Consider the following 16,922-nt stretch of genomic DNA (forward strand, 5'->3'; position numbering starts at 1 on the left):
AGCGACACCGGTTGGCGATAATCCGTAACCGGTTTCTCGCGCCTATTGAATTGTATAGACCGATGGAAATGTCCAGACCTATTGCAGGAACCCGTAACACTATGAGTGATTTTAAACAAAGAGCACAGCAGCTACTGCGCGATCACGACGCTCTGCTGGCCAGACCCAACCGTGAAATCTTGCCGGGTAACGGCATCTACAGCCGCTGGGAATACCCGGTTCTGACCGCCGAGCACACTCCAGTGTTCTGGCGCTACGATCTCAACGAAAAAACCAACCCCTACTTGATGGAGCGCCAGGGGGTGAACGCCGCTTTTAATGCCGGTGCCATTTACTGGCAGGGCAAATTCCTGCTGGCTGTGCGGGTGGAAGGTAACGATCGCAAGAGCTTTTTTGCCATTGCCGAGAGCCCCAACGGCGTCGACAATTTTCGCTTTTGGGATTACCCCATCACCATGCCCGAAACAGAGCGCCCGGACACCAACGTCTACGATATGCGCCTGACCCAACACGAGGATGGCTACATCTACGGCCTCTTCTGCACCGAGCGCAAAGACGAGTCGCAACCGGGCGATCTGTCCGCCGCTGAGGCCCAGTGTGGCATCGCCCGCACCAAAGACTTGGTGAACTGGGAGCGATTGCCGGATCTGATTACCTACTCCGGCCAGCAGCGCAACGTGGTCTTGCACCCTGAGCTTATCGACGGACACTACGCCCTCTACACCCGTCCGCAAGACGGGTTTATCAGCGTGGGGGCTGGTGGCGGTATTGGCTGGGGGCTGACGCCGTCCATGGAAAACGCCGAAATCAAAGAAGAAACCATTGTCGATGGCAAGGTCTATCACACCATCAAGGAAGTCAAAAACGGTCAGGGCCCAGCGCCCATTAAAACCGAGCACGGCTGGTTGCATATGGCTCACGGTGTGCGCAATACCGCCGCTGGTCTGCGCTATGTGCTCTATGTGTTTATGACCGACTTGCACAAACCCTGGGTGGTGACCCACAGGCCAGCCGGCCACTTTATCGCGCCTCAGGGCAGCGAGCGTGTGGGCGATGTGTCCAACGTGACCTTTGCCAACGGCTGGATCGTCAATGAACAGCAGCAGGTGTTTATCTACTACGCCTCATCGGACACTCGCATGCACGTCGCTACCAGCACGGTGGCAAAACTGGTGGACTATTGCATGAACACCCCCGAAGACGGTCTGCGCTCAGCGGCCTCGGTGCAAACGCGCAATGGCCTGATTGCCGCCAATCTGGCCATTCTGGACACGCTGAAATGAGTCAGGCACTGCAACACACCAATGCAATCAGCGCTTGCAATTTTGCCGGTGAATGTCGGGCCGAGCTCGGGCGCATCGCCCGATGGTGGCTGGACCTTGCGCAGGATCCAGCGCAGGGCGGCTTCTACGGCGAGATCGATGACGACGGCCGGCCGAATACCGCTGCCGAGAAAGGTGTGGTGCTCAATACCCGCATCCTCTGGTTTTTCAGCGAGGCGGCACTGTTTACCGGCGAGGCCGACTACCGGCGCGCCGCTGAGCGCGCCTACCGCTATTTACGCGAATACTTTTTCGATGCCGAGTACGGTGGCTACTACTGGTCGCTGCGCGCCAATGGCCAGCTCGCCAGTGGTAAAAAGCAAGTCTATGCCCAAGCCTTTGCCATCTACGCGCTCTGCGCCTACTACCAACTCACGGGCGAAGGGTCGGTGCTGCAAGAGGCTTTAGATTGCTTTGAGCTGATTGAAGCGCGCTGTGTGGACCGCGCCGGCGAGGGTTACCTTGAGGCCTACACCCGCGAGTGGGGCGAAATTGATGACGTCCGTCTGAGCGAAAAAGACCTTAATTTCCCCAAAACCATGAACACCCACCTGCATGTGCTGGAAGCCTATACCAGCCTCTATCAGGTGCACAAAGGCGAGCGCGTGGCCCGTGCACTGGGCTACACCATTGATTTGTTCGATCGCTATATGATTGACCGCGACAGCTACCACCTGCGCAGCTTTATGGATGCCGACTGGAGCGATCACTCCCCCGCGTTCACCTACGGTCACGACATCGAGTGCGCCTGGTTGCTCTGCAAGGCGCTCTCCGCTCTGGGCGATGCCGAACGCAGCGAGCGCCTCGGCCCGGACATTCTCCAACTGGCCCGCACCTGCCAGAGCGAGGCCATAGGCTCGCTCGGAGAAGTGCTCGACGGCCGCGACAAACGCAGCGCTCACGTGCACGGTGAGCGCATCTGGTGGGTACAGGCCGAGGCCATGGTGGGTTTTCTGGTTGCCTGGTCAGTGAGTGATGAAACCGCGTTTTACGCCAGTGCTGCCAATGTCTGGAATTTTATCAAGACCTATCAGATCGATAAGGAGCGCGGCGAGTGGCTTTGGCACTCGCGCCTGGACGCGCCCGATGGCGCACGCGATTACAAGGCGGGCTTCTGGAAAGGCCCCTACCACAACGGCAGGGCCATGATAGAGGCGATCCGTCTGCTTGGATAATGTCGCAGCCGGATGCCCATTAATAAAAACCGATAAAGAGGTAAGCATTTATGAAGCGTCTGTGGCTTCTCGTTGTATTTTCAATGTCGCTGGCCGGGTGCACGGCGCCCGCACAACAGACGGATAGTCTGCGAGACTTTGTCAGCGTTCAGGGCACGACCTTTGTGCTTAACGGCGAGCCCTACCGCTTTGCCGGTGCCAACATGTGGTATGGCGCCTATCTGGGCGCGCCGGGCGAGCTCGGAGATCGCGAGCGCCTGCTACGCGAGCTGGACCTCTTGCAAAGCTACGGCATCAATAATCTGCGGGTACTGGCCGCCTCCGAAAGCAGCGAGCTGATGCGCGCTGTGCGCCCGGCTATTGTCGAAAATGCCGAGGGCGATCTCAACGAGTCTCTGCTGCAGGGGCTGGATTTTCTTCTCGCCGAAATGGCCAAGCGTGATATGAAAGCCGTGCTCTACCTCAACAATTTCTGGCAGTGGTCTGGGGGCATGTCTCAGTACGTGGCCTGGTTTACCGGTGAGCCGGTGTTTGATCCGGATGTCACCGGCCGCTGGAACCCTTTTATGCAGAACTCGGCGCGCTTTTACCGTTTACCCGAGGCGCAGGCTCTCTACCGGCAGGTAATCGAGTCAGTGTTGACCCGGGTCAACTCAGTCAACGGTGTCGCCTACAACCGCGATGCGACCATTATGTCCTGGCAGTTGGCTAACGAGCCGCGCCCAGGCAGCGACGCCGAGGGTCGGCCTAACTACCCGCACTTTGAAGCTTGGGTGCACGACACGGCAGGCTTTATCAAAGCGCTCGCGCCGCACCAGCTGGTGAGCACCGGCAACGAGGGCGCCATGGGAACCTTGGGCGATGCCGCGCTTTTTGAGCGCTCACACGCCAGCGATAACATCGACTATCTGACCTTCCACATGTGGATTAAAAACTGGAGCTGGTTTGATGTGACCCGCGCCGAGCAAACCTATGAGGCTGCATGGGAAAAAGCACGGGCGTATATGCAAACCCATATGGCCATTGCCGATCGCCTGAACAAGCCCATTGTGCTCGAGGAATTTGGCGTGGAGCGCGATGCTGGGGTTTTTGCGCGTGGCAGCTCCACTGAATACCGTGATCGGTTCTACGGGCAGGTGTACGATTTTATCGAGCACAACGCCGAGGCGGATGGCCCCTTTGCCGGTTCCAATTTCTGGGCTTGGGGCGGCTTTGGTAAAACCGAGCGTGCCGATTTTATGTGGCAGCCCGGCGACGACTTCTTTGGCGATCCGCCGCAGGAGCCGCAGGGTTTGAACTCCGTGTTCTCCGACGATACCTCCACCCTTGAATTGATAAAGGCGCACGCCCAGCGCTTGCAGTAGCAGGCGCCTTGATAAAAAAATAAGAGAGAAAACATGAACCGATTCTTAAGCAAAAGTCTGTGCATTTTTCTGGCGCTCAGTGTCAGCGCGCTCGCTTCGGCACAAAAGTTTGACGGCCTCGCCGACACGCCCGCCATGGGCTGGAACAGCTGGAACACGTTTGACTGCGACGTAGACGAAACCATGATCCGTGAGATGGCCGATGCCATGGTGGAAACCGGCATGCGTGATGCGGGCTATACCTATATCAATATCGATGACTGCTGGCACGGTGAGCGCGATGCCGCGGGCAAAATTCAAGTGAGCAAAGCGCACTTTCCCTCGGGCATGAAAGCGCTGGCCGACTACGTGCACAGTAAAGGCCTGAAGCTCGGCATTTACTCTGATGCCGGCAACACCACGTGCGCCGGGCGGCCAGGTTCGCGCGGTCACGAGTATCAGGATGCCCAAACCTACGCCGAGTGGGGTATTGATTATCTCAAGTACGACTGGTGCGATACCGAGAACATCAATCCTATCGGCGCCTACACCACCATGCGCGATGCTCTCTACAAAGCGGGCCGCCCCATTTTGTTCAGTATTTGCGAGTGGGGTGACAATCAGCCCTGGGCGTGGGCCAAAGACATCGGCCACAGCTGGCGTGCCACGGGCGACATCTATCCGTGCTGGGATTGCGCCTACGGCTGGGGCAGCTGGCAGAGCCTGGGTGTACTGAAAATTCTCGATATTCGCAAAGATCTGCGCCTTCGCCAGTACGCCGGCCCCGGCCACTGGAACGACTACGACATGATGGAGGTGGGCAATGGCATGAGCGAGGCGGAAGACCGCTCGCATTTCTCCCTCTGGGCCATGCTCAACTCGCCGTTGATTGCCGGCAACGATCTGCGCAACATGTCCGAGACAACGCGTAAGATCCTCACCAACAAAGACATTATCGCGCTCAACCAGGACCCGGCTGGCGTAGAGGCCATGCGCTACATAGACGCTGGGGATTTAAACGTCTTCTTAAAACCCCTGGCCAATGGCGAGTGGGCCTTTTTGTTTTTAAATCGCGGCGACGAGGTACTCAACTATACCCACGACTGGCCGTTTAATCTCGTCAAAGACGACCTGACCGGGCGTAGTATAGATTTTAATCGCGAGATTTTTACCTGGCGAGATCTATGGACGGGGGACAAAGGCGACACCAAACGCAATCTGAAACTGGCCATCCCGCCGCACGACGTGGTGGTCTTGCGGTTGACGCCGGTGAAGTAAAAGGAAAAAGCGTCAGGCTTCCTCGTGACTGGCAGACGCTTACTTCATATGAGCAACACAATGATGTGTCGGGCTGTTGCAATCGCAAAAAGGCGCTTTCGATAGCTCGACTTATAGACCGCGACATGCGCGGTATTTTCTTTGTCCTGCGGCCCGGCCCATAATGGCCGACGTTTAAAAGCCGTTACCGACTAGCCACAAACACCAATAGCCCCGCGGCGACGGCCCAGCCGGTTAGCGCGAGTAGTTTCCACACGCGCTCCGGGTGGCGCTCGATCAGCGGTTTGTGTCTCGCGTTCAGCCAGTTGGGGTTGGGGCGTTTGATGTCCTGCAGCCACTCCGACAGAGCTTCGTAGCGCTGGCCGGGTTGGATGCTCAGGGCTTTTTCCAGTGCGCGGTCGAGCCAGACGGGAACCAGAGGGTTAAATTGCAAAGAGGAGCGGTAGCTGAGCTTTTGAAATTGGTTCAGTGACATGGCTTTGCCGTAGGCTTCGCCATAAGGGTGTTTGCCGGTGAGCATTTCGTAAACGAGCACGGCCAGTGAAAACTGGTCGGAGCGCGGGCCGGTGGCGCCGCCGTAGCGGTATTCAGGTGCAGAGTAGTCCAATGTGCCGAGGATTTTGTCGCCGGCAATGGGCGAGGCCATTTCCTCGACACCGGCGACCCAGCAGGAGCCGAAATCCACCAGGCAGGCGCCCTGAGTGCCGATGACGATGTTGTCGGGTTTTAAGTCCTGGTGCAGGGTGTCTTTGCGGTGTAGGGCACGCACGCCGGCGACCAGTTGTTCCGCCAGTTCGGTGGCATCGGCTACCGCAAAAGGCGCTCGCTCGCGTATCAACTGGGTGAGTGTGGGCCCGGGGATAAACTCAGTGAGGTAGTAGAGGCAGCTGCGTGTTTGTGGCGGTTCTACCACGCGCACGACGTGGCGGTTGCTCAGGCGTGCGCCTATCCAGCTCTCGCGGACAAAGCGTTCGATGTAGGCGGCATCGTCCGAGTAGTTGGGCGAGGGGGTTTTCATCACCAGCGGCACGCCCTCGCGATTTTTCACCAGGTAGACTTGGCTGCGCTCGGATTCGTGGAGAATTTTCTCCACAGTTAAACCATCGAGACACTGGCCTTTGTTTAAAATTGGCGGAAAGGGCAGGCGCGACAGCACGGTAATGGCATCGCTCTCGCTGGGCGTACCAATATTGTTTACCCGTGCGAGCTGAAGTGAGACATTGTCTTCGCTGCCTCTGGCCAGGGCCGTCTGGTACAGCGTTTGACACAGTGCGTCCAGATCGTCGGTTTGCGTGAGCATCTGTGTCAGGGTTTTATCGTCAACGGCATCGTGCAGGCCGTCGGTGCTCAGCAAGTAGAGATCGCCGCGCTCGATTTCCAGCGATTCCATATCCACTTCCAGTGTCAGGTCAGCGCCTAGAGCGCGGCTGAGGTAAGTGGTGTTTTTGTCGATGCGCTGGTTGTGGTCGCGGGTCAGCTGCTCGAGCTGGCCGTTGCGTAACCGGTAGATGCGGCTATCGCCCACGTGAAAAACAAAAGCTTTATCACCTTTGAGCACCAGCAGGGAAAGGGTAGTGAGATAACCCTCCTGGCGCACGTTGTTTTGGCTCTGACTCCAGAGGTAGCGGTTGAGCGATTGAATCACCCGGTTGGCAGACTGGCCGGTGCGCCAGGTGTCGGGGGTAGCGTAGTAGTCGGTCAGGATACCGGTCACGGCCGTCTGGCTGGCTTGACGGGCGGCGCTGGAGGAGCTGACGCCATCGGCAATGGCAATGGCTACGCCCTTGGTGACCAGCGCCGCGCCCTCGGGAAAGCGGGCGCCCACGGTGTCCTGATTTTCCGGCTTTCTTCCGGCCTCGCTCAGTTGTGCAAAGCTGATATCGAGCGAGGGCTGCAAGTGTTCCATAGACGCGCGTGGGGCCTTATTGTTTTCGGCCATGGTAGCGCGTTTGTCCGCGGTGGCAAACCGCTCGTGCAGCGCCTCGTTCGGTGCCGTCATCAGGTCAGCTCAATCTGGGCAATGGTGCCGTCTTCGTTGACTTCGTGCATGTGGCCGGCGGGCTCTTCGAGAAACTGCACAATGCCAAAGACCACCAGCGCCGCGGCCGCAATCACCAAAAAGAAAGTGCTGGCATCGACAAAACTGTAAACGGTCAAAAAGGTTACTGCACCTACATTGCCGTAGGCCCCGGCCATGCCGGCGATCTGCCCGGTCATGCGGCGCTTCACCAGCGGCACCATGGCAAATACCGCGCCTTCACCGGCTTGAACAAAGAAGGAACAAAACATCACACTGATCACGGCCAGCGAAATGGGCCAGGCGCCTGAGACTTGTGAGAGGGCGAAATACCCCAGAGTCAGGCCGACAATAAAAATCGACATGGAGCGGCGGCGGCCAAACTTATCGCTGATGTAACCGCCACCGGGGCGGGCCACTAGGTTCATAAACGCATAGGCGGCGCCAAGCGCCCCGGCGGCGGCCAGGGTCATACCCTCAAAGGTTTCCAAAAAGAAGGCGGGCAGCATGGACACCACCGCGAGCTCCGAGCCAAAGGTGACAAAATAGGCCCAATCCAGAATCGCCACCTGCTTGAACTTGTAGTGATCGTGGGCGGGTACCGGTGTGCCCTGCAGCATGTCTTTGTTTACGCGGTAGATCTGGCTGAACTGATACACACACAGTACCAGTAAAATCACGTACATCAGGTAGGTCGTGCCTTGCGTCAAGAGCCCCACGCCCGAGGGCGAGAGTTTCCAGGCCAGCACAGCCAAAATGAGGTACATGGGCAGGTTCATGGCCAAGTAAAAATAAAAGTCCTTTTTGTTGGTGACTTCCAGGCCGCCGCTTTTCTTGGGTTTAAAGTAAGTGGAGCCCTTGGGGGTATTGCGCGCACGCAGGTAAAACACCACCGAGTAGGCCATGGCCATAAGTCCGGTCATGCCAATGGCGTAGCGCCAGCCGTCATCACCACCAAACACCAGAGCCAGGGTGGGTAGGGTAAAGGCCGCCGCGGCCGAACCAAAGTTGCCCCAGCCGCCGTAGACGCCCTCGGCCAGGCCTACGTGGCGGGCGGGGAACCACTCGCCCACCAGGCGAATACCAATGACAAACCCGGCGCCGACAAAGCCGAGCAAAAAGCGAAACAGCGCGAGCTGCTCGTAGCTTTGTGCACTGGCAAAAGCCAGGCACATCATACCGCCTGCTGCCAGCAGCAGGGAGTAGACGATACGTGGGCCGAACTTATCCACCAGTATGCCCACCACAATACGTGAGGGAATGGTGAGCGCCACGTTGAGAATCAACAGAGCCTTCCACTGAGCGACGCTCATATTGAAGGTTTCCATGATCAGCGGCTTGAGCGGAGCGTGAGAAAACCACACCACAAAGGTTAAAAAGAACGCAAACCAGGTTAGGTGCAGCAGGCGTATGTTGGCCCGCGTCACATCCAGTAAATTGAGTTTTTCTGAGCTCATGAGGTCACTTCCGTCTAAAATGGCGACTGGGTCTTGCCGTCGTCAGGCGTTTTCGGTGAGGGCAAAGGGCCCGTGTGGCAGTGCAAGAGCAACCGCCGTGCCAGAGTCCAGGCGCTATTTTGTGGTGCAGGTTTTTTGGCCCCGAGCGCGAAAATGCACGGATAATGTCTGCGTGTGGTGCGCGTGCCCGACGTTGGAGGGCATTTTGTTGCACAATTGTGCATTGTATGGGCGCCGAGGGAGTGCACGTTTACGGTGGCGTGCACACAAGTGGTTCGCAAATTGAGGATACTTATGAAGCCAGAGTCAGACACAGCCCGGCCCGAAGACCGGCTGGTCAGAATTCGCGAACTGCTTGGTTTGCCCCGTGAGATTACCCCCGCGAGTGTCGCTCAGCTGCAGAGTTTGAGCCCGCAGCTGCTGCAAGCTCAAAACCCCTGGGTGGACTATGCCGTCGCTGATTTTTCGCGAGCGGCGGGCCTGCCGGGGCTGTATGGCTATTGGCTATGGCAGGCGTTGGGGGAGAATCTACAGTGTGCGCCGGAGCTGGCGGACGCCGTGGATGCTCTGTGCCAGCGGCTGGTGGAGGCCGTCTGCGCCGACCCGGATATCGCTTTGGTGGAGATCAAGCAGCAGCGACGCGCTTGGGATCAGTTATTTTTTCACTTGCACACCTGGTGCGCGGCGCTCGGCCCACAGGCAAGGAAGTTTACCGAGCGGTTGGATGCTCTGGTAAGCGCGCTGGCGGCGCCTCCCGCCGAATGGCAGGAGCCATTAGAGGCACTTAATCAAGCCTGCGACCGGGAGTTGGACCGCGCCGCACTGCTCGCTGAGAGAATGCAAGTGTCGGAGCTGGGGCGTATCAAGGCCGCCCACGCTGAGAGTCGCGTGGCTGAACTGTACAATCAGACGGTTGCAGGGCGCGGGTTGCCTGAGGCAGTGCTGATGTTTATCAATGAGGCCATACTGCCGGCGCTGCAATATGTGCTGATTAACGAATCCGAGCAGGCGCCGGACTGGAATTTCTGGAATCGAATGCTGCGGCTGCTGGTGTGGTCATTCAATCCGGAAAAAACCGCCGAGGAAAAACAGTCTTTCTACAATAAGGGTCCGGCGCTGCTCTCCCAGCTGGAACAGGCCGAGCCACCGCACAGTTGCAGCGCGGCCCACTATCAGGGGTTTCTCGCTGAGCTGTCGGCCATGATCATCGCGCTGCTTAAAGGCCAGACGGTGGAAACGGCGCCGGCCCCAACCCGCGACGTCAATAAAGAGGCACGACTGTTGAGCCAGCTGCAAAGCAGCGGACCCGAGCATCACTTCACCACCGGCGACTGGATCGAATTTAGCGGCGATGACACCCTGCGCTGCCAGTTTTTATTGCAGGTGCCGGGCACAGACCAGCTCCTGTTTATCAACCGCGCCGGTCATAAGGTGTTGCAAAAATCCGCCGCGCAAATGCGTGTGTGCCTGGAGGCGGGCATCGCCCGCGAAATTCCGCAGGTGCCCGTGTTTTCGGCCGCGCTCACCGCCGCCAACGCCCGCCTTGCTCACCTACAGCAAATCTGTGAGGCGCAGGCGGCCTCCGAGCGTGAGGCCCGGGCCGAGGCCGAGCGCCAGCGCCAGGAGGTGCAGCGGCTGAAATCTCTGGAGCTGGCCGCTCGGCGCGAAGCCGAGGCCAAGGCTCGCGCCGAAGCCGAGCGCCTGGCCGCCCAGCGCGAAGTGCGCGAGCGCGAGGAGCGCAAGCGGCGCGAGGCCGAGGTGCTGGCGCAGCGCGAACAGGACGCTCGCGAGTCGCTGGACAATCTCACCCTCGGCACCTGGGCGGATCTGCCACTCGCCGAGGGCAAAACCATCCGCTGCAAGTTGGCGGTAAGCATGCGCTCCACCGGCAAGTACATTTTTGTCGACCGGGTGGGCAGCAAAGTGGCCGAGCTGCAGTACGATCAGCTATTGGCGATGCTGCTGGCCGATGAGGCGGTCTTCTATCAGCCCGAACAGCGCTTTGAAAACCGCCTTGAATCTATTGTTCGCGGCCTGCGCCGCACCGAGTAACTCACGCGTGGAGCAAGCACTATGACGATGAAAACCGCCGAACAGCGTCAGGAATATCGGCTCAGCGTCTCGGAAAAAGTCTATATTGAGCTCGAGGCCGAGCACGGCAGCGAGCCCGGACGCATCCTGTTGAGCCGCTCCACCGACCTCTCGGCCAACGGCTTACAGGTGGTGCTGGATCGCGCCCTGCCCACCGGCCATATCTACCCGCTGTGCGTGCAGCTGCAAGAGCCCGAGGTGCGCTTTCTGCTCACGGGCGAAATCAAGTGGTGCCGCTCCCAGGCCGGGCGCTATCACATCGGCATCGCCCTGTTTGAGTCTGACGATACCGCCATTCTCGCCTGGAAAGAGGAAATTGCCCGGCGCCTGCGCACGGGCTGAACGGCCCGGCGCAATCGTCCGAGGATCGATCAGCTTGAGACAAGGTTACCGGTATCGATAACGCTGGATTAACGCTGTACTTTTTTTAGGGCGGCTCTTATGCTTGAGCCGCTCTTAGCCCGGAGCCAACTTATAACGACAAGACCCGAGGTGACACGTGGCCACATCATCCCCGCAAAAACTCTCCGTTCTCGAAAAATCCGGCTACGCCATGGGCGATGCCGCCGCCAACCTGGTGTGGCGCGGCGCTCTGGCCTATCTGGCTGTGTTTTACACCGATACCCTTGGCATTACTGCGGCCGCCGCGGCTGCCTTGCTGTTGCTGGTGCGGGTATCGGACGGGATTACCGACATTATCATGGGGATGATTGCCGACCGCACCCAGACCCGGCACGGCAAGTTCCGCCCGTGGATTTTGTGGTCTGCGCCGGTGCTCGGTCTGTTTATGGTGCTGTCTTTCACCGCGCCGGATATCAGCCCCGAAATGAAGCTCGTGTGGGCCTACTTTACCTACATCGGCCTGACACTCGCCTACACGGTAAATAACGTGCCCTACTCGGCCCTGATGGGGGTCATGACCTCAAGCCACGAGGAGCGCAGTGTCCTGTCCGGCTACCGCTTTGCCGGTGCGTTCTTGGGGGGCGCCTTGGTGATGGCGGGCACGCCCTATCTGGTGGAGTATTTCGGCCAGGGTAATGAGGCCAAGGGCTACCAGCAAACCATGTATGTGTTTGCCGCTTTGTTGGTCGCGCTGTGCGTGTTTACTTTTGCCACCACCAAAGAGCGTATTGTCCCTACCAGTAAAGAGGGCTCGTTCAAAAAAGAGTTTAAAGACCTACTGTTTAATCTGCCGTTTATTATTCTCCCACTGCTGTCGATCTCGCTGCTGTTTTTCAGTCTCACCCAGTCCGACGATGCCACCTACAAGCTCAACCCTTGGTACATGGGCCTATTCTGCGCCGTGGTGCTGAGTGGCACTGGTTATCTGATCCGCCAGCTTATCCGCCGCCCGGAAACTGAGACCACACCGTCACAGCGCGATTTGATCAACCTGCTGACCAACAAACCCTGGTTGATGATTTTGGGGCTGGGTTTTCTCACTATGCTGTTTAACGGCATTAAGTATGTGGTCATTGCCTACTACTTTAAACACTACCTGCAAGAGCCCACGCTGACCGGCGCCTACTTTCTGGCGCTGTTGATTACCTCGATTTTCGCGGCGTTTGTCTGCGGTTATTTCACCCGCCTGGTGGGGAAAAAGACACTGTTTATCGCATCGCTGATCATCAGCGGTTTGCTTACCGGTTGTATTTCGTTTTTGGGGCAAGACAACATCACCGGCCTGTTTGTGCTCGGTTGCGCCGCTGAGTTTTTTGCGGCGTTTATGCCGGTACTGACCTTTAGCATGCTCGGCGATACCGCAGACTACTCTGAGTGGAAACACGGTCGCCGCGCCACAGGCCTGTTTTATTCGGCGGGCAGTTTTATTCAAAAAACCGGTGGCGGCTTTGCCGGCGCCCTGGTGTTGATGGTTCTGGGCGCCTACGGTTACGTGGGCACAGACCCGAGCACCATTGCCCAGGCTACCGATGGCATGGTCATGCTGATGAGCTGGATTCCCGCCATCTTTGCCTTTGTTGCCGTCTTGCTGTTGATTGTCTATCCATTGAACTCCAGCCGTATGAGTGAGATTGAAGCGGAGCTGGATACGCGGCGCAGTCAAAGTGCTTGATAGAAAATATACATTAGATAAAAAGGCCGGAACTATCCGGCCTTTTTTATGCTCGTGGTATTAAAGCACGGCGCGCTAGTGGCTTAGCGCGCTTATCACCATAACGACAAGCACAATGCCCGCCCCGTAAAGAAAATAGCGCCCGAGATTCGACCCCGCTTCTAGCTGCGGCTTGATAGTGCTCAAGATACTCGGCGAGCTCTCTGTCCGAGAGGTTTGAACAGTGCGAGCACTGCTCAGCATCTGCGGGGGAGACCAACTGACAGCGCGGGCAGGTTTTGAGCTTGTCGGGTGGTGGTACGGGTAGGTATCTCATGGCTAGTGTTCGTATCCTTGGTGTTATTGTCTGCCCGCGGTGTTCTGCAATCGTCCATTATAGGGCGTTACGCCTTGTGCTCAATGCGCGGGTCGTCCGCTTCGCTGTAGAGTGATTGGCCCGGGGTAAAGTAGATAAACTTGGCGCCCATTGGTGCGGCCGGTTTGTGCCATATGCCCCGCGGCACCACAAAGGAGCTGCCGGCGGGCGCAACATAGTGGCGCGGCTGATCTTCGAGCAGGGTGATTTCCACCGTTCCTTCAATGACATAGAAAAACTCATCGGTGTCCGGGTGCATCTCCCAGCCGGGAGATGCACCCGTGATGCTGCACGTGCCAAAGCTCGCACCATTAAAGTTGGACAGTTTTAGAAAAGAGCCGTCCGGGTGCGTAGCCAGTAATTGAATTACGTCGGTGACGTCCATTGTTGGTTTGTCCTTGGTTCATGGCGCAGAAAAATCAGTGTGTAAAGGAGTCTAGCAGAGCGTTGAAAAACTACCGACGTTGCCGCTGCGGTGTTAAAAATGGCCTCAAAATGCTCATTTCCTACGTATAAACTCCGCTCTTTAAGTCATTTTTGCCTTGAAGCGGCGGCATCGCCTACGTTTTTTAACTGCCTGCTAGCAGAATGAGCCGCTTTGCTGGCGCAAACGCCAGGCGCCCACGGCGCCAACCAAGAAACCACTGATCAGGGGGATCACTAGCAGAGCGCCGCTCAGCCAAGGCCCGTTGATTTGCAACGGCCAATTCAGGCCCCACTGGCTTTGCACCCAATGTGAGAAGCCGCGCTCGAGCGCGATGGTCAGCGCCGTGCCAGCGATTAGGCCGATGGCGATCAGCGCGGCGGTTTCCAAGCCGAGCAGGGTGTGGATAAAGCGCCGCCTGGCGCCCAGTATTTGCAGCAACTGAAACTCGCCCAGGCGCCGGTCCAGATGGCCGAGCAGGGCGCTGGCCACGCCAATGGCCGCCAGTGCTACCGCCAGCAAACCCAGACCGAGCAGGGCCGCCTCGACCCAGTCGAGCATGGACCACAATTGCGTCATGGCAACACCGGGCAGTATGGCCAGCAAAGGCTCGCTCTGCGATGGCGATGTCTGCCCTTGATTAATGGCGCGCAGAATCTGAAACGTACGGACTTTGTTGGCAAGCGTCAGGTAAAAAGCGCTGACGCTGTTCGGCTGCAAGACCGCGATATCACCGATGGCGGGTCGCTCGGGCAGGCTAGCCAGCTTTGCCGCTGGCCAGTGAATCGCCTCTATGCCTTCCACGCTGATTTGCAGGGTCTTATCGATGGGGGTGCCCGTGGCGGCGAGCACGCCGGTGACGGTGAAGGTGCGGGCGTCGTGCCGGTGGAAACTGTGGTTGCCCAGCCCGTGGCTAAGAATCAGCTCATCACCTGGCCGGTAGCCGAGCGTGCGTGCCACCTCATGGCCGAGGGTGACGTCAAATACGTGCGTAAAGGCTTCGCCCTGAGTAAAAACCTCGGCGTTATAGCTCTGTTGTAAATGATCAAACAGCGCTGAGTTGGTGCCGATAACACGAAACCCTTTGTGGGTGTCGCCGAGCATCAGCGGTACCGCGCGGGCAATGCCAGGTGCGTCGCGCCAGTGGCTAAAGCTTTGCCAGCTCAGTTCGCGGCTGGGTGCGCCGACATGAAAGGCAGAGAACAACAGCAAGTTAATATCACCGGTGGGCGCACCGACGATCAAATCAATGCCCTGCACACTGCGGCCAAAGGCCGATTGGGTGCCGCGGTAGAGCGTGTCCACCGCTAACAGCGCCAGAGTGCTGAGCGCAACCATGGCAATGCACACGGCGGCGCTGAAGCGTCGGCTGAGCAAACTCTTCACGGCGAGTCGCCAGATCATAGCGGGAGACTCACGTCATTGAGGTTAAGACGCTGGTCAAAGGCGTCGCTCAGTCGCTGGTCGTGGCTGGCAAACAGCAATGTGCAGCCGCGCTCTCGCACCAGTGCAAACAGCAGTGCCATAAAATCGCGGCTGTTGTCTTCATCGAGCGCCGAGGTGGGCTCGTCGGCGAGAATCAGTGGCGGGTTGTTGATCAGCGCCCGCGCGATGGCAACACGCTGGCGCTGGCCCAGGCTCAACTCACTGGCGCGGCGGTGCACCAGTGCCTCGGGCAGGTTGAGCCGTGCCAGAAGTTCTCGTGCAGCAGCGGTGGTATCGCTTTTACGGCGCCCGGCAAAGTGCGCTGCCAGTAGAATATTGTCAAGGCTGCTCAGGTAATCCAGCAAGTTCAGGTTTTGGAAAATAATCCCCAGCTGGCGCGCGCGCCAGGGGGCAGTTTGCGCGGCGCGGCGATGATGCAGGGGCTCGCCAAGCACCGAAAGCTGCCCAGCGCTGACCGGCAACAGGCCCGCCAGCACACTCAACAGGGTGGACTTGCCGGCGCCTGAGGGCGCCGCCAGAAAAACGGTTTGCCCAGCCGGGACTTGCCAGCGTGGAAGCTGCCAGTGCTGACCCTTTGGATGGCCGTATTCCAGTCCGGTGATGTCGATGGCCCTAGGGATGTCGGCGGTCCCAGTGGTGTTGATGGAATCGTTGCTTGGCATAGAGTGCGGCATGGATCTACGTAAATCGGTTATGTTATAACGTCTTTTTTACCGCAAGCAAGGGGGCCTGATGAGAGCGTGGCGCTGGTTTTTGGTGATAGTGGTCTGCCTGTTCTGTCTCAATGGCTGGGCGCGGGAGTACCAAACCATTGAGTGGCCCGACCTGATGCCTCAGGAAGACCTTGACGCGCTGATGAACCGCCCAGAGTGGATTGATGATGTGCCAGAGGGCGGTGAGGCAGACGTTATGCCCCCGGCCGGCGACGGTCCGCTGGGTTTGCCCGAGGACGATCCCTACAGCCGGGCGCTGCGCTCGGCCAAAACCATCCCCGAATTTGACGGCAAGTACATTCGCCTGCCGGGCTTTGTTGTACCTTTGGTATTTGATGACGAGCAGCGCATCACCGAATTCCTACTGGTGCCGTTTTTCGGTGCCTGCATTCATCTCCCACCGCCGCCGCCCAATCAGGTGATTTACGCCAAGTTCGAGGCGGGCATAGTGCTGGATGCGCTCTACGACCCCTTTTGGGTGTCGGGCAAACTGACCATTGAGATGGTAGAAACCGACCTGTCCCAGGCGGCCTATCGCATGACAGTCGATACCATGACGATTTACGAGGAGTAGGTAAAGCCTGCCCGAGAGCGTGGCTGTGTTAGGGGCATTCCAACCGCCTGCCAGATCGGTGTGCTACTGAATGTGTTGCCGCATCTCCCGGATGCGCATCGGCATGGCGTCGATTTCGCGAAACAGAGCGTCCAGCAGCAGCTCGGTATCGGACTCCTTTACGCCGCCGTCCTTGCCGATAAGCAGCACTCTCGTATCGCCGCTTTGGTACTTGCGAGTCGTCTTATCCGCAAAATCAGCGGCCAGAGCGCTTGAGTAGTTGGTCAGCACCTCATCGTCACTGAAAATAAACCAGAAAATATCCCGTTCATCGATCTCCGGCCGGGCGCGCTCGAGAGTATCTTTTACAGGCTCGGGATGGTCAGTCCACACCAGAATCACCCGGTTCTTCCAGGTTAGCTGGTCAAGGCTGGACAGCGTATCGCCTTTGGTGACAACGGTCATTCCTATCAGGGAAAGAAATAGCAGGTACCTCATGTGGCCTCCTGAATCGTGATGTCATTACAGCTTTACACGTAAGTGGGGCAGGGGGGTATACGGTGCGCCGAAAAAGGCGATCACCGTAAACTCCATATGCATCATCACGATTACATTTGAGCCCTTAGCGAGACTTCTTATTAAGTCTCCCCCAAAAAGTCCTTGTCCATGTAGAA

Annotated in this window: 14 protein-coding genes; 8 read left to right on the top strand and 6 right to left on the bottom strand. The window is 58.1% G+C overall.

All coding sequences use genetic code 11. The features are described 5' to 3' along the window. Positions 1-101: 101 nt before the first annotated feature. Genes mgp130 through QWI16_RS13620 form a run of 4 tightly spaced genes read left to right on the top strand, consistent with a single transcriptional unit; the run spans position 102 to position 5,118 of the window. Complete coding sequence (mgp130, locus tag QWI16_RS13605) at positions 102-1,283, top strand: 4-O-beta-d-mannosyl-d-glucose phosphorylase Mgp130 (protein WP_302713981.1); 1,182 nt, start codon at positions 102-104, stop codon at positions 1,281-1,283. Continuing rightward, a complete protein-coding gene (locus tag QWI16_RS13610; RefSeq protein ID WP_302713982.1) occupies positions 1,280-2,497 on the top strand; it encodes an AGE family epimerase/isomerase in 1,218 nt (405 codons plus the stop codon). The genes mgp130 and QWI16_RS13610 overlap by 4 nt, the downstream gene beginning before the upstream one ends. 50 nt (positions 2,498-2,547) lie before the next feature. Further along, a complete protein-coding gene (locus QWI16_RS13615) occupies positions 2,548-3,861 on the top strand; it encodes a glycoside hydrolase 5 family protein (RefSeq protein ID WP_302713983.1) in 1,314 nt (437 codons plus the stop codon). A 33-nt stretch (positions 3,862-3,894) separates the two neighbouring features. After that, the gene (locus tag QWI16_RS13620; RefSeq protein ID WP_302713984.1) at positions 3,895-5,118 is read left to right on the top strand and encodes a glycoside hydrolase family 27 protein; all 1,224 of its coding nucleotides are present in this window, start codon (positions 3,895-3,897) and stop codon (positions 5,116-5,118) included. 184 nt (positions 5,119-5,302) lie between these two features. Here the strand turns inward: QWI16_RS13620 and QWI16_RS13625 are convergent, their stop codons facing one another. Together QWI16_RS13625 and QWI16_RS13630 are read right to left on the bottom strand one after the other, a co-directional pair. Beyond that, the gene (locus tag QWI16_RS13625) at positions 5,303-7,024 is read right to left on the bottom strand and encodes a bifunctional protein-serine/threonine kinase/phosphatase (protein ID WP_302714203.1); all 1,722 of its coding nucleotides are present in this window, start codon (positions 7,022-7,024) and stop codon (positions 5,303-5,305) included. 92 nt (positions 7,025-7,116) lie between these two features. Further along, the gene (locus QWI16_RS13630; protein WP_302713985.1) at positions 7,117-8,592 is read right to left on the bottom strand and encodes a NarK family nitrate/nitrite MFS transporter; all 1,476 of its coding nucleotides are present in this window, start codon (positions 8,590-8,592) and stop codon (positions 7,117-7,119) included. 294 nt (positions 8,593-8,886) lie between these two features. On the opposite strand from QWI16_RS13630, the gene QWI16_RS13635 reads away from it, so the two are divergent. The 3 genes from QWI16_RS13635 to QWI16_RS13645 all read left to right on the top strand — a co-directional run bounded on the left by QWI16_RS13635 (position 8,887) and on the right by QWI16_RS13645 (position 12,757). Next, the gene (locus tag QWI16_RS13635) at positions 8,887-10,644 is read left to right on the top strand and encodes a DUF1631 family protein (protein WP_302713986.1); all 1,758 of its coding nucleotides are present in this window, start codon (positions 8,887-8,889) and stop codon (positions 10,642-10,644) included. A 21-nt stretch (positions 10,645-10,665) separates the two neighbouring features. Continuing rightward, positions 10,666-11,025, top strand: coding sequence for a PilZ domain-containing protein (locus tag QWI16_RS13640; RefSeq protein WP_302713987.1), 360 nt, complete (start codon positions 10,666-10,668; stop codon positions 11,023-11,025). A gap of 157 nt (positions 11,026-11,182) precedes the next feature. Further along, entirely contained in the window at positions 11,183-12,757 is a 1,575-nt protein-coding gene (locus QWI16_RS13645) for an MFS transporter (RefSeq protein ID WP_302713988.1), read from the top strand. Between the two features lie 383 nt (positions 12,758-13,140). Here QWI16_RS13645 and QWI16_RS13650 read toward each other — a convergent pair whose 3' ends face one another. The 3 genes from QWI16_RS13650 to QWI16_RS13660 form a co-directional block, all read right to left on the bottom strand. Further along, a complete protein-coding gene (locus tag QWI16_RS13650; protein ID WP_302713989.1) occupies positions 13,141-13,497 on the bottom strand; it encodes a cupin domain-containing protein in 357 nt (118 codons plus the stop codon). Positions 13,498-13,692: 195 nt separating this feature from the next. After that, entirely contained in the window at positions 13,693-14,940 is a 1,248-nt protein-coding gene (locus QWI16_RS13655) for an ABC transporter permease (RefSeq protein WP_302713990.1), read from the bottom strand. Then, positions 14,937-15,644 carry an ABC transporter ATP-binding protein gene (locus tag QWI16_RS13660; RefSeq protein WP_302713991.1) on the bottom strand — a complete coding sequence of 236 codons (708 nt, stop codon included), beginning with the start codon at positions 15,642-15,644 and terminating at the stop codon, positions 14,937-14,939. Before QWI16_RS13660 ends, QWI16_RS13655 begins: the two co-directional genes overlap by 4 nt. 70 nt (positions 15,645-15,714) lie before the next feature. On the opposite strand from QWI16_RS13660, the gene QWI16_RS13665 reads away from it, so the two are divergent. Beyond that, positions 15,715-16,269, top strand: a complete 555-nt coding sequence (locus tag QWI16_RS13665; protein ID WP_302713992.1) for a DUF3299 domain-containing protein — start codon at positions 15,715-15,717, stop codon at positions 16,267-16,269. A 63-nt stretch (positions 16,270-16,332) separates the two neighbouring features. Here the strand turns inward: QWI16_RS13665 and QWI16_RS13670 are convergent, their stop codons facing one another. Further along, positions 16,333-16,746 carry a DUF4174 domain-containing protein gene (locus QWI16_RS13670; RefSeq protein ID WP_302713993.1) on the bottom strand — a complete coding sequence of 138 codons (414 nt, stop codon included), beginning with the start codon at positions 16,744-16,746 and terminating at the stop codon, positions 16,333-16,335. Positions 16,747-16,922 lie beyond the last annotated feature (176 nt).

This window comes from Gilvimarinus algae (assembly GCF_030518215.1).
Classification (GTDB): Bacteria; Pseudomonadota; Gammaproteobacteria; order Pseudomonadales; family Cellvibrionaceae; genus Gilvimarinus; species Gilvimarinus algae.

Bases quoted from the DNA above. Each gene is read 5' to 3' on its own strand.
- mgp130 (WP_302713981.1), top strand. From the start codon at position 102: ATGAGTGATTTTAAACAAAGAGCACAGCAGCTACTGCGCGATCACGAC.
- QWI16_RS13610 (WP_302713982.1), top strand. From the start codon at position 1,280: ATGAGTCAGGCACTGCAACACACCAATGCAATCAGCGCTTGCAATTTT.
- QWI16_RS13615 (WP_302713983.1), top strand. From the start codon at position 2,548: ATGAAGCGTCTGTGGCTTCTCGTTGTATTTTCAATGTCGCTGGCCGGG.
- QWI16_RS13620 (WP_302713984.1), top strand. From the start codon at position 3,895: ATGAACCGATTCTTAAGCAAAAGTCTGTGCATTTTTCTGGCGCTCAGT.
- QWI16_RS13625 (WP_302714203.1), bottom strand. From the start codon at position 7,024: ATGGAACACTTGCAGCCCTCGCTCGATATCAGCTTTGCACAACTGAGC.
- QWI16_RS13630 (WP_302713985.1), bottom strand. From the start codon at position 8,592: ATGAGCTCAGAAAAACTCAATTTACTGGATGTGACGCGGGCCAACATA.
- QWI16_RS13635 (WP_302713986.1), top strand. From the start codon at position 8,887: ATGAAGCCAGAGTCAGACACAGCCCGGCCCGAAGACCGGCTGGTCAGA.
- QWI16_RS13640 (WP_302713987.1), top strand. From the start codon at position 10,666: ATGACGATGAAAACCGCCGAACAGCGTCAGGAATATCGGCTCAGCGTC.
- QWI16_RS13650 (WP_302713989.1), bottom strand. From the start codon at position 13,497: ATGGACGTCACCGACGTAATTCAATTACTGGCTACGCACCCGGACGGC.
- QWI16_RS13655 (WP_302713990.1), bottom strand. From the start codon at position 14,940: ATGATCTGGCGACTCGCCGTGAAGAGTTTGCTCAGCCGACGCTTCAGC.
- QWI16_RS13660 (WP_302713991.1), bottom strand. From the start codon at position 15,644: ATGCCAAGCAACGATTCCATCAACACCACTGGGACCGCCGACATCCCT.
- QWI16_RS13665 (WP_302713992.1), top strand. From the start codon at position 15,715: ATGAGAGCGTGGCGCTGGTTTTTGGTGATAGTGGTCTGCCTGTTCTGT.
- QWI16_RS13670 (WP_302713993.1), bottom strand. From the start codon at position 16,746: ATGAGGTACCTGCTATTTCTTTCCCTGATAGGAATGACCGTTGTCACC.